This window comes from Streptomyces sp. LS-MS-L19, assembly GCF_058382285.1.
This window is the reverse complement of the sequence record NZ_JBYCLL010000001.1, coordinates 9,647,257-9,664,855: the sequence shown is the minus strand read 5'-3', so window position 1 is coordinate 9,664,855 and position 17,599 is coordinate 9,647,257. Positions and strand designations below refer to the sequence as shown.

General features: G+C 70.4%; 14 protein-coding genes. 7 read left to right on the top strand and 7 right to left on the bottom strand.

Going from position 1 to position 17,599, the window contains the following annotated elements:
* Positions 1-48: 48 nt before the first annotated feature.
* Genes AC2XR2_RS43155 through AC2XR2_RS43135 form a run of 5 tightly spaced genes read right to left on the bottom strand, consistent with a single transcriptional unit; the run spans position 49 to position 6,042 of the window.
* On the bottom strand, positions 49-402 hold the full coding sequence (locus tag AC2XR2_RS43155; RefSeq protein WP_491518195.1) for a DoxX family protein: 354 nt from the start codon (positions 400-402) through the stop codon (positions 49-51).
* On the bottom strand, positions 399-2,366 hold the full coding sequence (locus AC2XR2_RS43150) for an acetoacetate--CoA ligase (RefSeq protein WP_491518194.1): 1,968 nt from the start codon (positions 2,364-2,366) through the stop codon (positions 399-401). Before AC2XR2_RS43150 ends, AC2XR2_RS43155 begins: the two co-directional genes overlap by 4 nt.
* Complete coding sequence (mhpA, locus tag AC2XR2_RS43145; protein ID WP_491518193.1) at positions 2,363-3,949, bottom strand: bifunctional 3-(3-hydroxy-phenyl)propionate/3-hydroxycinnamic acid hydroxylase MhpA; 1,587 nt, start codon at positions 3,947-3,949, stop codon at positions 2,363-2,365. The genes AC2XR2_RS43150 and mhpA overlap by 4 nt, the downstream gene beginning before the upstream one ends.
* A gap of 12 nt (positions 3,950-3,961) precedes the next feature.
* On the bottom strand, positions 3,962-4,900 hold the full coding sequence (locus tag AC2XR2_RS43140) for a fumarylacetoacetate hydrolase family protein (protein WP_491518192.1): 939 nt from the start codon (positions 4,898-4,900) through the stop codon (positions 3,962-3,964).
* Positions 4,897-6,042, bottom strand: coding sequence for a VOC family protein (locus AC2XR2_RS43135; RefSeq protein WP_491518191.1), 1,146 nt, complete (start codon positions 6,040-6,042; stop codon positions 4,897-4,899). The genes AC2XR2_RS43140 and AC2XR2_RS43135 overlap by 4 nt, the downstream gene beginning before the upstream one ends.
* Positions 6,043-6,177: 135 nt before the next feature.
* Between AC2XR2_RS43135 and AC2XR2_RS43130 the strand changes: the two genes are divergently transcribed.
* The 6 genes from AC2XR2_RS43130 to AC2XR2_RS43105 all read left to right on the top strand — a co-directional run bounded on the left by AC2XR2_RS43130 (position 6,178) and on the right by AC2XR2_RS43105 (position 14,141).
* Positions 6,178-6,834 (top strand): TetR/AcrR family transcriptional regulator, encoded by a 657-nt coding sequence (locus AC2XR2_RS43130; RefSeq protein ID WP_449351527.1) that lies wholly within the window; start codon positions 6,178-6,180, stop codon positions 6,832-6,834.
* Positions 6,835-7,429: 595 nt separating this feature from the next.
* Entirely contained in the window at positions 7,430-8,968 is a 1,539-nt protein-coding gene (locus AC2XR2_RS43125) for an MFS transporter (protein ID WP_491518190.1), read from the top strand.
* Positions 8,969-9,483: 515 nt separating this feature from the next.
* The gene (locus AC2XR2_RS43120) at positions 9,484-10,317 is read left to right on the top strand and encodes an alpha/beta fold hydrolase (RefSeq protein WP_491518189.1); all 834 of its coding nucleotides are present in this window, start codon (positions 9,484-9,486) and stop codon (positions 10,315-10,317) included.
* Between the two features lie 19 nt (positions 10,318-10,336).
* Positions 10,337-11,242: an alpha/beta fold hydrolase gene (locus AC2XR2_RS43115; RefSeq protein ID WP_491518188.1), complete on the top strand. Its 906-nt coding sequence runs from the start codon at positions 10,337-10,339 to the stop codon at positions 11,240-11,242.
* On the top strand, positions 11,239-12,819 hold the full coding sequence (locus AC2XR2_RS43110; protein WP_491518187.1) for an FAD-dependent oxidoreductase: 1,581 nt from the start codon (positions 11,239-11,241) through the stop codon (positions 12,817-12,819). The genes AC2XR2_RS43115 and AC2XR2_RS43110 overlap by 4 nt, the downstream gene beginning before the upstream one ends.
* Positions 12,816-14,141, top strand: a complete 1,326-nt coding sequence (locus tag AC2XR2_RS43105; protein WP_491518186.1) for an amidohydrolase family protein — start codon at positions 12,816-12,818, stop codon at positions 14,139-14,141. The genes AC2XR2_RS43110 and AC2XR2_RS43105 overlap by 4 nt, the downstream gene beginning before the upstream one ends.
* 93 nt (positions 14,142-14,234) lie before the next feature.
* Here AC2XR2_RS43105 and AC2XR2_RS43100 read toward each other — a convergent pair whose 3' ends face one another.
* Positions 14,235-14,861 carry a TetR/AcrR family transcriptional regulator gene (locus AC2XR2_RS43100; protein ID WP_491518185.1) on the bottom strand — a complete coding sequence of 209 codons (627 nt, stop codon included), beginning with the start codon at positions 14,859-14,861 and terminating at the stop codon, positions 14,235-14,237.
* A 308-nt stretch (positions 14,862-15,169) separates the two neighbouring features.
* On the opposite strand from AC2XR2_RS43100, the gene AC2XR2_RS43095 reads away from it, so the two are divergent.
* A complete protein-coding gene (locus AC2XR2_RS43095; RefSeq protein ID WP_491518184.1) occupies positions 15,170-15,460 on the top strand; it encodes a discoidin domain-containing protein in 291 nt (96 codons plus the stop codon).
* A 169-nt stretch (positions 15,461-15,629) separates the two neighbouring features.
* Here AC2XR2_RS43095 and AC2XR2_RS43090 read toward each other — a convergent pair whose 3' ends face one another.
* Complete coding sequence (locus AC2XR2_RS43090; protein ID WP_491518183.1) at positions 15,630-17,378, bottom strand: glycoside hydrolase family 6 protein; 1,749 nt, start codon at positions 17,376-17,378, stop codon at positions 15,630-15,632.
* Between the last annotated feature and the right edge of the window lie 221 nt (positions 17,379-17,599).

Below are 17,599 nucleotides of genomic sequence, written 5' to 3'. Positions count from 1 at the left end.
GTCGAGCACCAGCTGCTGCCCGTCTCTGACCGGCGGCCACTCAGGCCGTCAGCCGGCGGCGATCGCCACCCCGGCGTACGCCACCGCCGTCAGAGCGAGTACCGCGGCGGGCAGCGCTCGCCCGGGCGGGTCGCCACGGCGCAGGTGAACCACCGCGGCAGCCACCATCAGGACGGTCAGCCCAGTAGCGGCGGCCACCCCCAGCGGGACCGCAGCCAGGCCGAGCAGCAGTCCGGCGGCTCCGGCGGTCTCCAGCAGGCCGATCACTCGGTAGCGGCCCGGCGACATACCGAGGTGGGCTGCCGCCTGGCGCATGAACGGCACCGCGGCGATCTTCGCCAGCCCCAGTGGGAGGAAGATCAGCGACAGCGCGACGGCGAGGACGGTCTGTGCGGTGCTCATGCCGATCGGTCCCTGCGTTCAGCACCCAGGCGGGCGTAGTAGTCGATGAGGTCGGGGGCATCCACGACGGCCGGGTTGACGACCTGTTCGACAGGAGCTCCCTGGAGCAGCCTTTTGACGGGGACTTCGAGTTTCTTGCCGGTGCGGGTGTGCGGGATGCCCGGTACTTCGAGGATGTCGTCGGGGACGTGGCGGGGTGAGACCCCGGTCCGGATCGCCTCCTTGATCTTCTCGCCCAGCGGGTCGTCCAGAGTCACGCCGGCGGCGAGGACCACGAACAGCGGCATCCAGTAGCCGCCGTCCGGCTCCTCCGCGCCGATGACGAGGGCCTCGGCGATCTCGGGAAGGCGCTCGACGACGTCGTGGATGTCGGCGCTGCCCAGGCGGACGCCGTTGCGGTTCAGCGTGGAGTCGGAGCGGCCGTGCACGATCACCGAGCCGTGTCCGGTGACCGTGATCCAGTCGCCGTGCCGCCACACACCGGGGTAGGAGGAGAAGTAGGCCTCCCGGTAGCGGCTGCCGTCGGGGTCGTTCCAGAAGTACAGCGGCATCGACGGCATCGGGCGGGTGACGACCAGCTCGCCGACCCGGTCCACCACCGGGAAGCCCTCGGTGTCGTACGCGGCCAGCGCCACGCCCAGATGGGGCGCCGACAACTCGCCCGCCCAGATGGGCGTGTTGGGCGCGCTGCCGGCGAAGCCGGACACCACGTCCGTCCCGCCGCTGATGGACGCCAGCCGTACATGGTCACCGACATGGTCGCGGACCCAGGGGTAGGCGGAGGCGGGCAGCGCGGAGCCGGTGCAGCCGACCACGCGGATCGACGACAGGTCGTGCACGGACGGGTCGATGCCGAACTTGGCCATGCCCAGCAGGTACTGGGGGCTGGTGCCGAAGACGGTCACCCGGTGGCGCGCGGCCAGTTTCCACAGGGTGTCGGGCTGGGCGAGGGGTGCCGGGCTGCCGTCGTAGGTGCAGGTGGTGGCGCCGGTCAGGAGGGTGGAGGCGACCAGGTTCCACATCATCCAGTGGGTGGTGGTGTACCACAGGAGGCGGTCGCCGGGGCCGAGGTCGGAGTGCAGGCCGAGGGTCTTGAGGTGTTCCAGCAGGACGCCGCCGTGGCCGTGGACGATGCCTTTGGGCAGGCCGGTGGTGCCGGAGGAGAACACGACCCACAGCGGGTGGTCGAACGGCACCGGCGTGCAGGCGAGTTCCTCGGTACGGGTCGAGGCGTCCTCCCACGGAATCACCAAGGACGGATACGCCTGCGACGGCCACGGCAGGCCCGTGTGGTCCACCAGCAGCGTCGCCTTCAACGTCGGCAGCGCTCCGGCGAGTTCGAGGGCGGCGTCGCGGCGGTCGTGCGTGGTGCCGTTGAACAGATAGCCGTCGGCGGCGATCAGCACGGTGGGTTCGAGCTGGGCGAAGCGGTCGGCGGCGGCCTTGGGGGCGTAGTCCTGTCCGCACACCGACCACACAGCGCCCAGGCTCGCGGTGGCGAGGAACGCGACGATGGCGTGCGGGGTGTTGGGCAGGTAGCCCACCACGCGGTCCCCCTTGCCGACACCCAGATCGCGCAGGGTCGCGGCGACGGAGGCCACCTGGGCGCGCAGCCGGCCCGCGGTCATCTCGTAGCACGAGCCGGTCTCGTCGAGGGCGATGATCGCCACGGCGTCGTCGGCGAGGTTGCGCAGGGCGTGATGGGCGTAGTTGAGCGTGGAGCCGGGAAACCACCGGGCGCCGGGCATCCGCTCCTGTGCCAGGACATGCTCGTAGGGGGTGTCCGCGTCGATGTCGAAGTACTCCCACACCGCCGCCCAGAAGCCCTCCAGGTCGGTGACCGACCAGCGGTGCAGGGCGGCGTAGCCGGAGCCCGCCATCCCGGCGTGACGGGCGAAGTCCATGATGTTGCTGTCCGCGACGGCCCGCGGATCAGGTGTGGTGAAAGGGCTGGGCACGGTCATGGGGTGGCGCTCCTCAGCAGGCTTTCGCCGGCGGTCCGGCGGAGAGGGTGGGGGCTGCGCGTGGTGTGCAGGAGGGACGCCCAGTCGGGGCTTCCGGTGAAGTCGCGGCCGCCGGTCGGGACGACGTCCATGACGACGCGGTCGGGGCGCAACAGGACGGCGTCCGCGCGGCCGGCGCGCAGCCAGGCGGCGAGGGTGCCGTCGTCGCCGAGGCCGGTGACGGGGATCGCCCGGATGCCGAGTGCGTGGGCGAGGGCGTTCAGCGAGGGCGAGGGATCGGTGGCGGTCAGGATGGTGAAGGAGTCGCCGAGCACCTCGTCGAGGCGGGTGCGCCGTCCGTCGGCGATGATCCATGGTTGGGGGCAGTGCGTTCCCGCAAGGCCCCTGCGGAGGCGGCGGCGTATGAGGGGTCCCGTGGTCAGGGGCGGGCTGAGGTCGCGGCCGGCCCGTTCGGTCAGGCCGGGTATGCGGCAGGCCGCGGCCAGGGCCCTGCGGCGGAGCGCGGCGGCACTGTCCTGGCCGCCGGTCATGGCCCAGCCCATGGTGACCGCGAGCCGGATCATGTGCCGGGCATGCGGCTTGCGTTCACTCTCGTAGGTGTCCAACATCCGCTCGGAACCGCCCTGTTGGAGGACTCGGGCGAGCTTCCAGGTGAGGTTGCAGGCGTCCCGCAGGCCCGCGCACAGCCCCTGCCCGATGAACGGCGGGGTGAGGTGGGCGGCATCGCCGAGCAGGAAGACCCGTCCGCTGCGCCAACGATCGGCGACGCAGGCCAGGAAGGTGTACTGCGCCTCGCGGATGATCTCGAAGTCCCCCTGGTACGAGGGCGGCAGCCACGGAGCGACCAACTCGCGGACCGGCTGCTCCACCCCCTCGCGCAGCCGGAACTCCCAGCGGTAACGGTCCTCGCCGATGCGCGCGAAGGTCGCCGGCCGGTCCGGGTCACAGACCTGGTCGACCCCCTCCCAGGAGCGCACGTCGGCCGTCGTGCGGACGTCGACGACGGTCCAGCGTTCCTCGAAACGCATGTCCTCCCACACGGCGCCGATCGCCTCGCGAGTGAGGCTGTTCGCGCCGTCGCAGCCGAGCACCGCGTCGGCCCGCAGGTGATGCTCACCGTCGTCGTCCCGGTACGTCACGCGCACCGGGCCCTCGGTGTCCGGGCCGATGCCGGTGACCTCCACTCCTGCCCGCAGTTCGCATTCCGGGTACCGGGCCAGGGCGTCGCGCAGCACCCGCTCCAGCTCGGGCTGGTCGAACATGCTGGTCTGCGGGTAGCCGTGCAGTCCGTGCTCGGTGCGCCGGAACTCGGCCATCACCCGGTGCCGGGCGTCCAGCAGCCGCAGCCCGTTCGCCGGGCGGGCCATCGCGGCGAACTCCTCCCCCACGCCCGCGGCCTGGAGGATCCTGCGCACCTCGTCGTCGGTGGCGGCGGCCCGCGGGAGCGGGTAGATGCCTCTGTGGCGCTCGAGGACGACGCTGCGGACTCCGCGCCGGGCCAGGAGGAGGGCGGCGGTCACGCCCACCGGCCCGGCGCCGACGATCACCACGGGTACGTCCGCCCCATCACGTTCGAAGATCATGTGCCTGGGGTCTCATTTCGCGTCCGTGACGGGGGTGCGCTGCTCGCCGAGGTCGATCCGGCCGTCCGGGGTCGCGATCGTCGCCGCGATCACGTCACCCGGGCTGAGGTAGTGCGGGTTCTTCGCCTGGCTCTTGAAGAACGCCTTCCATTTCACGGCGGGCGGCAGCAGCGCGCCGATCTTCTCGACCGGCTTCGGCGGGGCCTTGAGTGCCGTACCGCCGGGCGTCCCGGTGAGCAGCAGGTCACCGGGGTCCAGTGTCTGGAAGCGCGCCAGGAGGGTCAGGGCCTGGGCCGGGCGGACGATCATGTCGGCGAGGGTGCGGTCCTGACGCAGCTCGCCGTTGACGGACAACTTCAGCCGCAGGTCCGGGAGATGGTCGAAGTCCTCCGGCTCCAGCAGGGCCAGGCAGGGCCCGGTCGGCGTGAAGGTGGGGTACGACTTGCTCTCGTAGAACTGCGTCTTGGTCAGTTGGATCTCGCGGGCGCTGACGTCGTTCGTGATCACCAGTCCGGCGACGTACGTCGGCAGGTCCCGTTCCCCGACCACGGTGCCGACGGGCAGCGGTGCCCCCATGACCAGGCCGAGCTCGATCTCGTAGTCGAGGAACTTGACGTGGGAGGGACGGACGACGGCCTCGCCCGGGCCACTGACCGAGCCGGACGCCTTGCGGAAGAAGGCGGGCGGGATGTCGCCGGTGAAGCCCGAGTCACGGGCGTGGCTGCGGTAGTTGACCATCTGGGCGACCACGCGGCAGGGCGTGGTGACGGGCGAGAGCGCGTCCAGGCCGGCGACCGGAGTGCCCGCCTCACCGGAGAGAGCCGCCTGCCGTACGGCGTCGCGGTCGGCGATCAGCTCGGCGGTGGTGCCGGCCTTGGTGTCGACCGGGACGGCCCGGTCGCCGCGGATCACCCACCAGCCGTCGGCGGTACGCAGGACGTTGGTGCTCATGAGTTCATCGCTTTCATCAGGCCCAGCAGACGGTCGGCGTCGAGTTCGTTGTCGCCGCGCAGGGCGTGCAGCACCTCGCGGACCTTGGCGGGGGACGGGCTCGCGCCCAGGAAGTCCCGGGTGGCGGGCGGCCCCCACTGGGCCAGCCCGCTCGCCGACAGCGGCGCCCAGCCGGGCTCGACGTCGTGGGAGAACAGGTCGCCGTCGGCGAAGTGCTCCAGCATGAAGTGGTCCGGGTCGCGCCAGTAGTCGAACAGCTGGCTGCCCTGGATGTGCCGGCCGATACCCCAACTGCGCCGGTAGCCACGTTCCTTGAGGTACTCGCCGCCCACCGCGATCGAGTCCAGGTCGGTGACCTGGTAGGCGGAGTGGACGTATCCCGTGCCCGGGCCCAGGTGCATCGCGAGCGTGTGGTGGTCGGCGGGCACGCTGCCCAGGTCGCAGCGGATGAACGCCATCGTCGGGCCCCGGTCTCGCTGCCCGTCCAGGAACAGGAAGTCGGACACGATCATCCCGAGGGTGTCCAGGTACCAGTCCAGCGCCCGCGCGAACACCCGTGTCTCCAGCACCAGATGACCGAGCCGTTGGATCCGGGACGGCTCGCGCGGCGGGCGCTGCGCGGTGTTCGTGCGACGGTGAGCGGTGCCGAAGTTCAGGAGCCGCGGCTGCTGCTCGGGGAGCGCCGCCAACTGTTCGCCGCAGTGCACCACCCGCACCGGGAAGCCGGACGGGTCGAGCAGGTCGACCACCTTGCCGCCGCCGGGCGCGTCCACATCTCGCACGTCGGACCCGGTGGCGCTGGCCAGCCGCTCCAGGTCGGACCGCTCGGCGGCCCGGAACGCCGGGCCGATGAAACGGGAGGACCGTCCGCGCCGGATCACCATGCACGGTGAGCCGGCGAAGGTGCCGCGCAGCCACAGTTCGCACTCCGTGCGCGCCGCGACGCCGAACCCGAAGTCCCGCGCGAAGACCTCGGCGCAGTCCAGGTCGGGCTTCTCGAACTCCAGCCAGGCCAGGTCCGCCACCTTGATCACGGGGTTCCGGGAACGGCCCGGGTGTTCACCTCGCAGGGCGCCCTGTTCGCTGTGCAAGTCCTGGTGGGCGGTTCTGACATCGGCCCCGGGACTGCGGGTTTCAGACATGGTGCTCTCCGAGCGGCATCGTCATAGTGAGGAAATCATCAAGGTTGACGACATCCTCGTCAAGGGGCTGCTCAGAGCAAATGATGAACTCATCAGAGCTGCAGTCGTCATCGAAAGCGCGGCTAGACTCTGTGCATGCCTAGCCCAGCCGCCTCCAGCAACCGGTTCGAGCGGCGCCGCGCCGTGACCCGTCACGCGCTCATTCGCGCCGCCCGGCAGATACTCGCCGAGAACGGCGACACCAGCGCCAGCATCCAGGCCATCGCCGAACGCGCGGATGTCGGCTTCGGCTCCTTCTACAACCACTTCGACTCCAAGACGGAGCTGTTCGAGGCGGCGGTGGTGGACGCCCTGGAGGAGTTCGGCCAGAACTTCGACGAGCACCTGACGGGGATCGACGACCCGGCGGAACTCGTCGCGTCCGGCTTCCGGCTCAGTGCCCGCATGGCCGATTCCCACCCGGAGCTGATGCAGGTCCTGCGCCGCCGCGGTCTCGGCCACATCCACTCGGACAACGGCCTGGCCCGCCGGGCCCTGCGCGACCTCGAGGCCGGCCTGGCCTCCGGCCGCTTCACCCCCGTCGACCCGGTGGTCGCCCTGTCCGCACTCGGCGGCACCCTGCTGTCCTTGGCGGAACTGAGATTCGCCCGCCCCGACCTGGACGGTGACCAGGCCGCGATCGACCTCGCCGAGATGGTCCTGCGCATGCTGGGCGTACCCCCGTCCGACGCGCACGAGGTCGCCCGGCGCCCCCTCCCCGACACCGCCGCGCAGGCCACCCCCACTCGGTAAGCGGCGGGGCAGGCCCCGGGAGGAGCTGAGCGGCCGACCAAAGCCCACCTGATCGCGTCCCCCGCGGGTGGTGTACGACTGGCGTGCCGGTGCAACCCCCGGGAGCGCTCCGCAACGGCGGGTGGCGTACGACTGGCGCGCAGATGCAGCCCCGGGAGGGCTCCGCTACGGCGGGAGGGGTCGAGTGACGGTCTTGTCCGCAGCGTCCAGCCGCACCTTCAGTACCGGGAGCGGCTCGCGCTGGGCGGCTTCGTCCACCAGCGGACTGAGATTCCCGTCCAAGACGTGGTCGGGCCCGACGCTCCGGTGACGACGCTGCCCGGCGTCTCCGGGAGCCGAGTGCCTGTGGTTCGACCGAGCTCGACGTCACAGCGGAACCGATGGCCGGCGGACGGTTACCGACGAGGCTCGCACCTGCGCCGCGCCCGAGCTCGACCAGACGGCCCGGCCGACACCACGACCTTCCGATCCCAGCCGACGTGTGGTGCCGAGCGATGCCCACCGTGCTTGACCCGAGAAACATCAGACTTGATAGTTTCCTCAATGCGTCCGTACGGTCAGCGTGTCATCCGACCCCCGCACTTACTGAGGCCCCATGACCACCACCCCCCACCAGGACACCGAGGCGCCCGTCGCCACCGGACGCGGCGGAACCCGCGGTGTGCTGTTCGCGATGTGCCTGTCGCTCGTCCTGGTCGTCGCGTCCGTCTCCGCTCTCAACCTCGCCCTGCCCGACCTGGCCATCGACCTGTCGGCCTCCAACGGGGCCCTGACCTGGATCGCCGACGCCTACACCGTCGCCCTGGCCGCCCTCGTGCTGCCGCTCGGCGCGATCGGTGACCGCCTCGGCCGCCGCAACGTGCTGATCGTCGGCACAGTGGTCTTCGGCACCGCGTCCCTGGCCGCCTCGTTCGCGGACTCCACCAGCACGCTGATCGTCTGGCGTGCCGTCATGGGCCTGGGCGCCGCGATGATCATGCCGGGAACGCTGTCGACGATCACCGCGGCCTTCCCGCCCGAGGAGCGCTCCAAGGGCGTGGCCACCTGGTCGGGCTTCGCGGCCGCCGGCGCGATCATCGGCATGCTCGCCGCCGGCGCCCTGTTGGAACAGTTCTCCTGGCGTTCGATCTTCGTCACCAGTGCCGCCGTCGCCCTGGCCGCCGCGCTCGCCGCCGCCCTGCTGGCCCCCAACACCAAGGACGCCCACCCGCACCGCCCGGACGTGACCGGAGCGATCACCACCGCCGTGGCCATCGGCACCCTGGTCTTCGCGATCATCGAGGGCAACGAGCAGGGCTGGACGGAGCCCGTGGTGATCGGCGCCTTCGTCGTGACGGCCGCCTCCTTCGCCGCATACGCCTACCTCGGCCTGCGCACCGAGCACCCGCTGCTCGACCCCGCGCTGTTCGGCATCCGGGGCTTCCGGGCCGGCGCCATCACCGTCCTGGTGCAGTTCATGGCCGTCTTCGGGTTCTTCTTCGTCGGCCTGCAGTACCTGCAACTCATCCTGGACTACAGCCCGTTGAAGGCCGCCGTCGCCCTTGTCCCGGTCGCGCTGGCGGTGCTGCCCACCTCGCTGGTCACCCCGCACCTGGTCCACCGGTTCGGCATGAAGGCGGTCATGTCCGTCGGCCTGCTGCTGCTCGCCACCGGCCTGTACGCGATCTCTCTTCTCGGTGTCGACTCCGGCTACCTGCCCTTCCTCGGCGGCCTGGTCCTGGCGGGCTTCGGCATCGGCCTGAGCGGCGCCGTCGGCACGGCGGCCATCACCGGCTCCCTCGGCCGGGGGCAGCAGGGCGTCGCCTCCGCCATGAACGACACCACGCGCGAGGTCGGTTCGGCGATCGGGATCGCCCTCATGGGCTCGATCTACGGAAGCCACTACCGCTCCTCCCTGCCTCACTCCGTCGATCAACTCCCCGCCGGCGCGGCCGAGTCCGTACGTCACTCGGCGGCCGCCGGCCTCCACGTCGCCGACCAGCTCGGCACCCGGGGAGCCACCCTCGCCGAGGGCGTCAAGAGCGCCTTCATGGACGGCTTGTCCGCCTCCCTGATCGCCGTGAGCGTCGTCGTGGTCGCCGCAGCGATCGGCGCCCTGCTGCGCGCGCCGAAGACACCGCCGACGGCCGACTGACCCCTGCGGCACCGAGGCCCGTGGCGATGTGATCGAGGCACTGCGGACCAGACACTCCGCAAGGGGCCGCAGACGTCTGATGCAGCATCACGGGCCTCGGGCGACCGCGGCTGGTCCGAATCGGCTGGTCCGAATCGGCGGCCCTGCACGGACAACGACTCGCTCCGCGGCGCAGCTGCGCAGAGCGCAGCCGTCGGGCCGACCCGCGACCTCATACCCCTGCTCCCAGGGCAGCTGAGGCCGTCGGAACCGGCGGCCGCCCGGCCAAAGAGCGGCGAGACACCCGGCCCAGTCGGGTCAGGCTGCCGGGCGAGTCTCCTTCCCCGGTCACGTTGGCGCCGGGCAGTGATCGCGCCGGTCGACCGGCAGCACGGGCCCGCATCCCTCCGCGGCGGAGTCCTCATGACCTGCCACCCGCTCTTCCGCGGCGCGTGCTCGAATCGCGGACCGCACACCCGTGGCGTCCTTGGACCTGCGCTTGACACGATCACCTTATCGGTAACAGTGTAGCCATTATGACTATCTGGTCTGAGCCGCAACCCGATTCCCGGTTCGTTGCAGTGGATGGACTGCAGATCCACTACAAGCGCGCCGGACGCGGCCCCGCACTCGTCCTGCTGCACGGCAGCGCCTCGTCGCTTCAACACTTCGACCACGCGGCGGGCCTGCTGTCGGAGTCGTTCGACGTCATCCGCCCCGACCTGCCGGGGTGCGGCCTGACAGGCCCTCGCACGGATCGCGACTACCGCATCCCCGCCTACACCGCGACGGTGGCGGACTTCCTGGAGGCACTGGGCGTGCCGCACTACGCGGTGGCGGGCAACTCACTGGGCGGCAACATCGCCTGGAACCTCGCGCTGGACCAGCCGGAGCGGGTGACCGGCCTGGTGCTGGTCAATGCCACCGGCTATCCGGAAAAGGAGGTACCGGCAGGCATGCGCCTGACCCGCAACCCGCTCCTGCGCCCTCTGCTGCGGCGAGTGATGCCCCGCGCCGCCATCGAGCGCAACCTGCGCGCGAACGTCGGCCCACACTCGACGATCGTGGACGACGCCATGGTGGACCGCGCCCACCAGCTCATGAACCGACCGGGCAACCGCTCGGCGTTCGTCGACTTCTGCAACACCGACCAGCCCGACCGCAGCGCGCAGATCCCCCGCATCACCGCACCCACGCTCGTCCTGCGCAGCGCGGCCATCGACGGTCAGCACTTCACCCGCGACATCCCCGGCGCCGAGGAGCTCGTGCACCCGCACGGCGGTCACCTGCTGCCCGAAGAGGAGCCCCGGTGGGTCTCGGACGCGATAACGCAGTTCCTCCGCTCCTCCACCGACACCCCCACGCACTGAGGCCAAGGAGGTCCGTCTCATGAAGTACTTCGTCGCACCGGGCGAGGACCGACAGCTCACCGCTGAATCGCGGCAAGCCCTGCGCGGCAGTTTCGCCGAGCTCTCCGACGGCGTCACGCACTACGAGCTGAAGGGCCCCGAGGACGGCGAGCTGGTCGTGATGGCGGGCGGCCTGACCGTCCCGCTCTTCTACTGGGACGCCCTCGTGACCGAGCTGAACGCCCGCGGGCTGCGGACCCTGACCTGCAGCGCGTACGGCCGGGGCTACTCGGACCGGGTGCGGGCGCGATACGACGAAACCCTCTTCACGCGACAGCTGGCCGAGTTGATCGAACGGCTCGGCCTGTCGACGCGCCCACTGCACCTCATCGGCACCTCCATGGGCGCGCTGGTCGCCATGACCTACGCCGCCCGGTACCGCGCGTCGGTGTCCACCCTGACCGTCGTCGGACCCGCCGGTCTCGCCAGACCGCGACCGACCTCACCTCACCGGCTCCTGCGCAACGACCTGCTCGCCGGAGTCGTCGCCCGTCGGCGTGGCCGCCAGATACTCCAGGGCCATCTCGGGCACAACGTCCGCGACCCTCAACTCGGCGCGAAACTGACGGACATGGTCCTCGACGCCTTCCGCTTCGAGGGCTCGCTGTACGCGGTCTTCGACACGTTGCAGCACCTGCCGGTCTCCGGCCGGGACGACCTCTTCCGGCAGACGGGCGCGCTGGGCATTCCCACGCTGCTCCTGTGGGGCGACGAGGACGACGTCACCCCACTGACCCACCTCGACACGGCTCGCGCCCTGCTGGCGCCCCAGCAACGGCATGTCGTTCCTCGCTGTGGGCACATGGCCCCGTTCGAGCGCCCGGGCCTCGTGGCCGATCAGATCGTCCCGTTCGTGGCCGCACGCGCCGAAAGGCTCGACTCATGAGGAACCGGCAGGTCATCGATGTACTGGTCATCGGGGCGGGTCCCTCGGGCTCTACCGTGGCGATCGACCTCGTACGGCGCGGATTCGACGTACGGATCGTCGACAGGTCCCCGCATGCATTCGACGGCTCGCGTGCCAAGGGAATCCAGCCCCGCAGCCTCGAAGTCCTCGAGGACCTGGGTGCCCTCGACGAGGTGCTGGCCGGCGGCAGCACCTACCCCAAGCTCGGGATCCACGCGGGCCCCCTTGCCGTGCCCTGGAAGATGTTCACCCACCGGGAGGCGACCCCGGACGTCCCGTACCCGAACACCTGGCTGATCCCTCAGTTCCGCACGGACCGCGCCCTGCACGCCCGGCTGGGCGAGCTCGGCCGGGAGATCGAGTTCGGCAGGGAACTGACCGAGCTGACGCAGGACGAGGACACGGTGGTCGCCAAGGTGGTGGGCCCGGACGGGGTCGAGGAGATCGTCGCCCGCTATGCCGTCGGGGCCGACGGCGGCTCCAGTGCGGTGCGCAAGCAGCTCGACATCGCTTTCGTGGGGACGACGGACGAGGCCGACCGCGTGCTGATCGTGGATGCCTCCGTCAGTGGCCTGGCCCGCAACCGGTGGCACATGTGGCCCGGCCTCGGCGGCAAGCTCATCGGCGCCTGCCCGCTGCCCCACAGCGACATGTTCCAGTGGATGATCCGGCTCACGCCCGACGAGAAGCCGCCCCAGGAGATCGGCGCCATCATCGACCGGATCCACTCCCACACCCGCAACCGGCACATCCAGCTGCACGACGTCCACTGGCAGTCCGTGTTCCGGCCCAACATCCGTCTTGCCGAGCGCTACGGCCGCGGACGTGTCTTCCTAGTCGGCGACGCCGCGCACGTCCACACCCCGGCCGGTGCCCAGGGCCTGAACACCGGCATGCAGGACGGCTACAACCTCGGCTGGAAGCTCGGCCAGGTCCTCGCCGGAGCCGACCCGGCCCTGCTGGACACCTACGAGGCCGAGCGGCAGCCGATCGCCGCCGGGGTCCTGGGACTGTCCACGGAGAAATGGGGCGGCCTCGCCACGCTCGACCCCTCCAGCATGAAGCGCGGCAAGGACGAGCAGCAGCTCTCCCTGACCTACTACGGCGGCCCGCTCGCCCCCGCCGACAGCAGCGACACCAGCACGCTGCACGTGGGCGACCGCGCCCCGGACGCCCGACTGCTCGGCGCCGACGGCGCTGAGACCCGCCTGTTCGACTTCTTCCAGGGACCGCACTTCACTGCCATCGCCTACGGCCCCGGCGCCGCCCGGGACCTCGAACTCCTCAACTGGCCGACGACAGGCGCGCAGCTGAAGCGACTCACGGTCGGATCGGCTGCGGGCTTCTCCGACCCCCGGAACACGCTGCGCAGTGCCTACGGCCTGAACGGCGACACGCTGCTGCTGATTCGTCCCGACGGCTACGTCGGGCACATCGCCACCCGGGACTTCCTCACCAGCACACAATCCGCCGCGCGGGCAATGACGCCACGAGCAAGGAGCCGCACCATGTCCCAGCAGAGCCGCACCTCCCCCGATTCGGGGGCCGACGCATGAGCCGTGTACTGCTGCGCGGAGCGCAGGTCATCACGATGGCCCCGGGCCGTCCCGACGCCGAGCACGCCGATGTCCTCGTGGACGGGGACCGCATCGCCGGCATCGGCGGCAACATCGAGGCGCTCGACGCCGAGGTCGTCGACTTCTCCGGCCGTATCGTCATCCCCGGCCTGGTCAACGCCCACCTGCACACCTGGCAGACCGCACTGCGCTCCGTCGGCGCCGACTGGACGCTGATGGAGTACCTCACCCACCTCCACGGCGAGTGCGTCGGTCACTACACCCCGGCCGACATGCACATCAGCAACCTCGCCGGCGCACTGACCCAGCTCAACTGCGGTACGACCACCGTGGGCGACTGGTGCCACAACGCCCTGTCGCCCGAACACGCCGACGCGGCCGTCGAGGGCCTGCTCCAGGCCGGGATCCGCGCGGTGTTCCTGCACGGCACCCCCTACCGCTCGCCGGACACACCCCACCCGCTCACCGAGATCGACCGGCTGCTCGACGGGCCCGTGCGCGAGCACGCCCTCCTCACCCTGGGCATGGCGCTCCAAGGGCCGCAGTACTCCTCCGTCGACACCGCGGTGGCGGACTTCCGGGCCGGCGCGGAACGCGGCCTGGTCGTCTCGATGCACCAGAGCGGCGGAGAACCCTCGCCCGGCTGGGAAGCCGTGCGCGACGCCGGACTGTTCAGCCCCCTGACCAACATCGTGCACGGGATCGACCTGCCCGACGACTGGCTGAAGATGCTCATCGAAGCGGGCGTCACCTTCACCACCACCCCGGAGAACGAACTCGGCCAGGGACACGGCACGCCCATCACCGGGTCCCTGCTACGCCTGGACTCGGCGCCCTCCCTGGGCACCGACATCGACACCGCCGTACCCGGCAAGGTCCTCACGGCGGCCCGCATCGCCCTGGCCCACCAGCGCAGCCTGGACCACGCCCAGCACCGACAGACGACCGGCACGCACGCCGGCACCGCTTCGGTCACCGCCCGACAGGCACTTGCCTGGGCCACGGTCGAAGGAGCGAAGGCATTGGGCCTTACCGACCAGGTGGGCCGGATCGAGGTGGGCATGCAAGCGGACCTGGTCGCCGTCGACGCCCGGGCCCTCAACCTGTGGCCGGCCCACGACCCGGTCGCCACGGTCCTGCACGCCGACATCGCCAACATCGAAGCCGTGATGGTCGGCGGCACCTGGCGCAAGCGCGATCACACCCTGCTCACATCCCGGCTCGACGAGGTCAAGGACCGGCTACGCGAGTCCGGAGAACGGCTGCTACGCACCATCGGGCCCGCCGACACGCAGGGCTGACGCCCCGCAGCAATCTCGATACGGGCACCGCGCGCCGAAGACGAGGTGTCGAGAACCCGTGCCAGACGTTGTCCGCGTGATCACGTCACTCGGTCAGGCCTCGTCACGCAGGCGGGCAAGCCCGCTGAGAAGAAGTTCAAGGCCGAAGGAGAACTCCTCCTCGATCGGAACCGGCATCGAGCCGGCCACGGTGGCGGTGGCCGGGAACCGGTCCGGATCCACGCTCTGAAAGGCGGCCGCGGACTGTGTGTCGCCGGATTGTCCTGCGCCACCGTGTCTGTTGGTCTGTACGGCGAACCCGAGGACATAGCGGGCCAGGGTCGCATACGCGTACGCGGCCGCTCGCGGCGGGAAACCACTGTCCAGAAGCACCGCTACACAGCGCTCCCGCAGCACCATGGCGTTCGCCCCCATGGGAGTCTGCTCGACCAGCAGGCGCGCCGCGTTCCGGTGCCGGGCCAAGGCGTCGAACATGGTGTGCGCGACCGTTCGCAGCGCCCGCTCCCAGCCCATCGCGAGAAGCTCGTCGCCGTTCAGCTCGACAACGCCGAACATGCGGTCCACCACGTGAGCGACCAGAGCTGCCCGGTTGTCGAAGTGCCGGTACAGCGTCGCCGTGCCGGATCCCAGACGCTGGGCCAGCGTCCGCATGGACAGGGCGTCGGAGCCCTCCTCGTCCACGATCCGCAGTGCGGTGGCAACGATGCGCTCCAGCGGCACGGCCGGCCGTCCCGGGGAACGCCGGGCCGATGCCGCGTCCGCTCGCGCAGGACCATGTTCTGCCACGGGACGTCCCACCTCCTCGCACAGCACCATAACAGCAACGCCGTAGCCGATATGAGGAGCGTCGGGCGGCCGAGACGCGTGCGCATTACGCCCTCGGCGCCAAGGCCACCGCCCAGCTCACCGCCTGGCAGAAGCCCGGCGGCGCCCTCTACTCGCCGGTAACGCCCGCGTCCTGGACAACAGCTGGTACTACCTGGCGCTCGACACGGCCATCACCCTCGCCGGACTCAGCGGCAACAGCGGTGACGTCGCCGCCTGGCAGGCCAAGCGCGACAGCCTCCACGGTCACCGGCGGCGGCACCGCCGGCTTCCCCGTCGACTTCGCCTTCCAGACCCGCCCCGATGGAGCGGGCAGCTACACCACCGCCCGCACCGTCACCGCCGAACCCAACCCGGGTGGAGCCGCTCAGACCTACACCCTGACGTCCGCCACCGGCCGCTACGTACGCCTGAAGGTCTCGAGGCTCGGCAAGCCCGCCTCGGACGAGTCCACGAGGTACCGCCTCCAAATCGCCGAGATTCGCGTCAAGTAGCGGTCCATCCCGAAACAGGCGGTGGTGCAGGTCGTCCTTCACCACGACCTCCCCGCAGAGGTGGCCGAAGCCAACCGTCTTGCCGGGACCCAGACTCTGAGCCCCGGCAAGACGGCCGGAGGGACACGGGCGCTCCCCTCAGTGAGAGTTCACCGTGGCGGACACGCCGCTACGGCAGCGGCGGGTAGGCGTTCTGCATCAACTGCTGGAACTGGGCGGAGAACCAGTGCCCCGCCACCGGCGCGTTCGGCAGGGCGCCGGTGGGGTTGTTGCCGTTGCGGGCGTTGCCGCCGTAGGTGGGGTCACACATCCGGTCGAAGCCCTTGCCCTCGTCGTTGGGCACGGCGGAGCTGGATCCGTCGGACTCCCCCGGCGGCTTGACCCACACATAGGCGTCGATCCCGGTGGCCGGGGCCGCGGCGGGCCGCTCGCCGATCCCCGCGCCGCTCTGGTTGCACCAGTTGCCGGCGTGGATGCGCCGGTCGATGCGGCTGCCGTTGACGTAGTCGTCGACGGAGGTCGTCGGGCCCGCCTTGGTGGGCCGGGCGGAGCCGCCCCAGCCGTTGCGGGAGGTGTCGATCAGCATGCCGAGACCGGAGTCGAACCCGGCCGCGACCAGCTTGTCCCGCAGCGCCTGGGCGAAGGACTGCTCGTCCACGTACTGGTTCCAGTCCACCCACTTCGACTGGCGCACGGTCTGACCGTTCACCATGTCGGTGACCTTGTAGTACGGCTCCTTGGTGGGGCTGGTGTTCGCGGTGTTGACGATGAAACCGGCCACGTCGCTCACGCTCGCGCCGTTGGTCGTGGCGACCTTGGCGAACTCCTGCACGGACGGGCCCAGGTTGCTGTCCCAGCCCAGCCAGCCGTGGTGGCCGGCATCGATGTAGTTGTACACGTTCGCCAGGGCGCCGAGCTTGTCGAGAGCGTAGGAGACGCCCTTCTCGTAGTTGCCGTTGCTCTTCATCGTCACGCAGGCGTCGGTGGTGGTGTTCGTACCGCCGGCGTTGGTGACCAGGTTGGGCAGCGAGTCGGGCTCGATGACGGTGGCGATCCGCAGACCCGCGTACTTCGCGTCCGAGAGGATCGACGTGATCGGGTCGATGTACTGGCTCTTGTACTTGTCGAGGTCGTTCGGCCCCAGTTCGCCGTTGGAGGCGAGGGCGGCGCAGTCACGGCCCGGCAGGTCGTAGATGACCAGCTGGACGACGAGTTCACCGCTGCCCTTCTGCTTCAGCGCCTCGTCCAGGTGGGCGCGCAGGCCCATGCCGCCGTTCACGCCGTTGATGGCGGCGATGCGGTCCAGCCACACGGCGGTGGGCTGGTTCGCTATGCGGCTGCCGCCCGGTTCGGCGGCCGCCTTGGCCGACCACTCCGGGTTCACGTAGACCTTCGCGCCCACGTACGGGTTGGCGGCCTTCGGCCCACCCGGACCCGGATCCGTCGGTCCCGGATCGGTGGGCCCCGGGTCCGTGGGTCCGGGGTCGGTCGGCCCACCGCCGTCGACGTTGCAGGTCACGCCATCGAGGGTGAACGTGGCCGGAATCGCGTTGGTCCCGCTGTAGGACGCCTGGAAACCGAAGCCGACCGAACCACCGGTGGCGAGCGTGCCGTTGTAACTCTCGTTGGCGGCCGTCACAGAAGTGCCGCTCTGGCTGACCTTCGCGTTCCAGCCATTGCTGATCTTCTGATTCCCGTCGTACGACCACTTCAGCGACCAACTCGACTTGGCAGCACCGTTGTTGGTGATCGTGACGGCGGTGGTGAAGCCGGTGTCCCACTGGTTCTGCACCTTGTAGTCCACCGTGCAGGGCGCGGCCGCCGCGACGGCGCCGGCCGGCGCCGAGACGAGTGCGGCTGCCGAGGTCCCGCTGAGCAGCGCGAGCGCTGCGAGCAATGAGGTTTTGGTGCGACTCATGATGACGGGTTCCTTCTGGTTGGAGGATTTCTCCGCTGATCGAGCACGCGCAGGTGATCGCGCACCTTGATGCGAACGGGCCGACATGGCCTCGTGGCGAAAGTCAGGGACGAACTGACTTTGGGAGCGCTCCCGAATGGGAGTTCAACGGGCGAAGCAGCCGACGCTCGCGTCGGTCAGGACCAAGCCTGACCAGCTGTCATTCATGACGCATCGTCGGC

Bases quoted from the DNA above. Each gene is read 5' to 3' on its own strand.
- AC2XR2_RS43155 (WP_491518195.1), bottom strand. From the start codon at position 402: ATGAGCACCGCACAGACCGTCCTCGCCGTCGCGCTGTCGCTGATCTTC.
- AC2XR2_RS43150 (WP_491518194.1), bottom strand. From the start codon at position 2,366: ATGACCGTGCCCAGCCCTTTCACCACACCTGATCCGCGGGCCGTCGCG.
- mhpA (WP_491518193.1), bottom strand. From the start codon at position 3,949: ATGATCTTCGAACGTGATGGGGCGGACGTACCCGTGGTGATCGTCGGC.
- AC2XR2_RS43140 (WP_491518192.1), bottom strand. From the start codon at position 4,900: ATGAGCACCAACGTCCTGCGTACCGCCGACGGCTGGTGGGTGATCCGC.
- AC2XR2_RS43135 (WP_491518191.1), bottom strand. From the start codon at position 6,042: ATGTCTGAAACCCGCAGTCCCGGGGCCGATGTCAGAACCGCCCACCAG.
- AC2XR2_RS43130 (WP_449351527.1), top strand. From the start codon at position 6,178: ATGCCTAGCCCAGCCGCCTCCAGCAACCGGTTCGAGCGGCGCCGCGCC.
- AC2XR2_RS43125 (WP_491518190.1), top strand. From the start codon at position 7,430: ATGACCACCACCCCCCACCAGGACACCGAGGCGCCCGTCGCCACCGGA.
- AC2XR2_RS43120 (WP_491518189.1), top strand. From the start codon at position 9,484: ATGACTATCTGGTCTGAGCCGCAACCCGATTCCCGGTTCGTTGCAGTG.
- AC2XR2_RS43115 (WP_491518188.1), top strand. From the start codon at position 10,337: ATGAAGTACTTCGTCGCACCGGGCGAGGACCGACAGCTCACCGCTGAA.
- AC2XR2_RS43110 (WP_491518187.1), top strand. From the start codon at position 11,239: ATGAGGAACCGGCAGGTCATCGATGTACTGGTCATCGGGGCGGGTCCC.
- AC2XR2_RS43105 (WP_491518186.1), top strand. From the start codon at position 12,816: ATGAGCCGTGTACTGCTGCGCGGAGCGCAGGTCATCACGATGGCCCCG.
- AC2XR2_RS43090 (WP_491518183.1), bottom strand. From the start codon at position 17,378: ATGAGTCGCACCAAAACCTCATTGCTCGCAGCGCTCGCGCTGCTCAGC.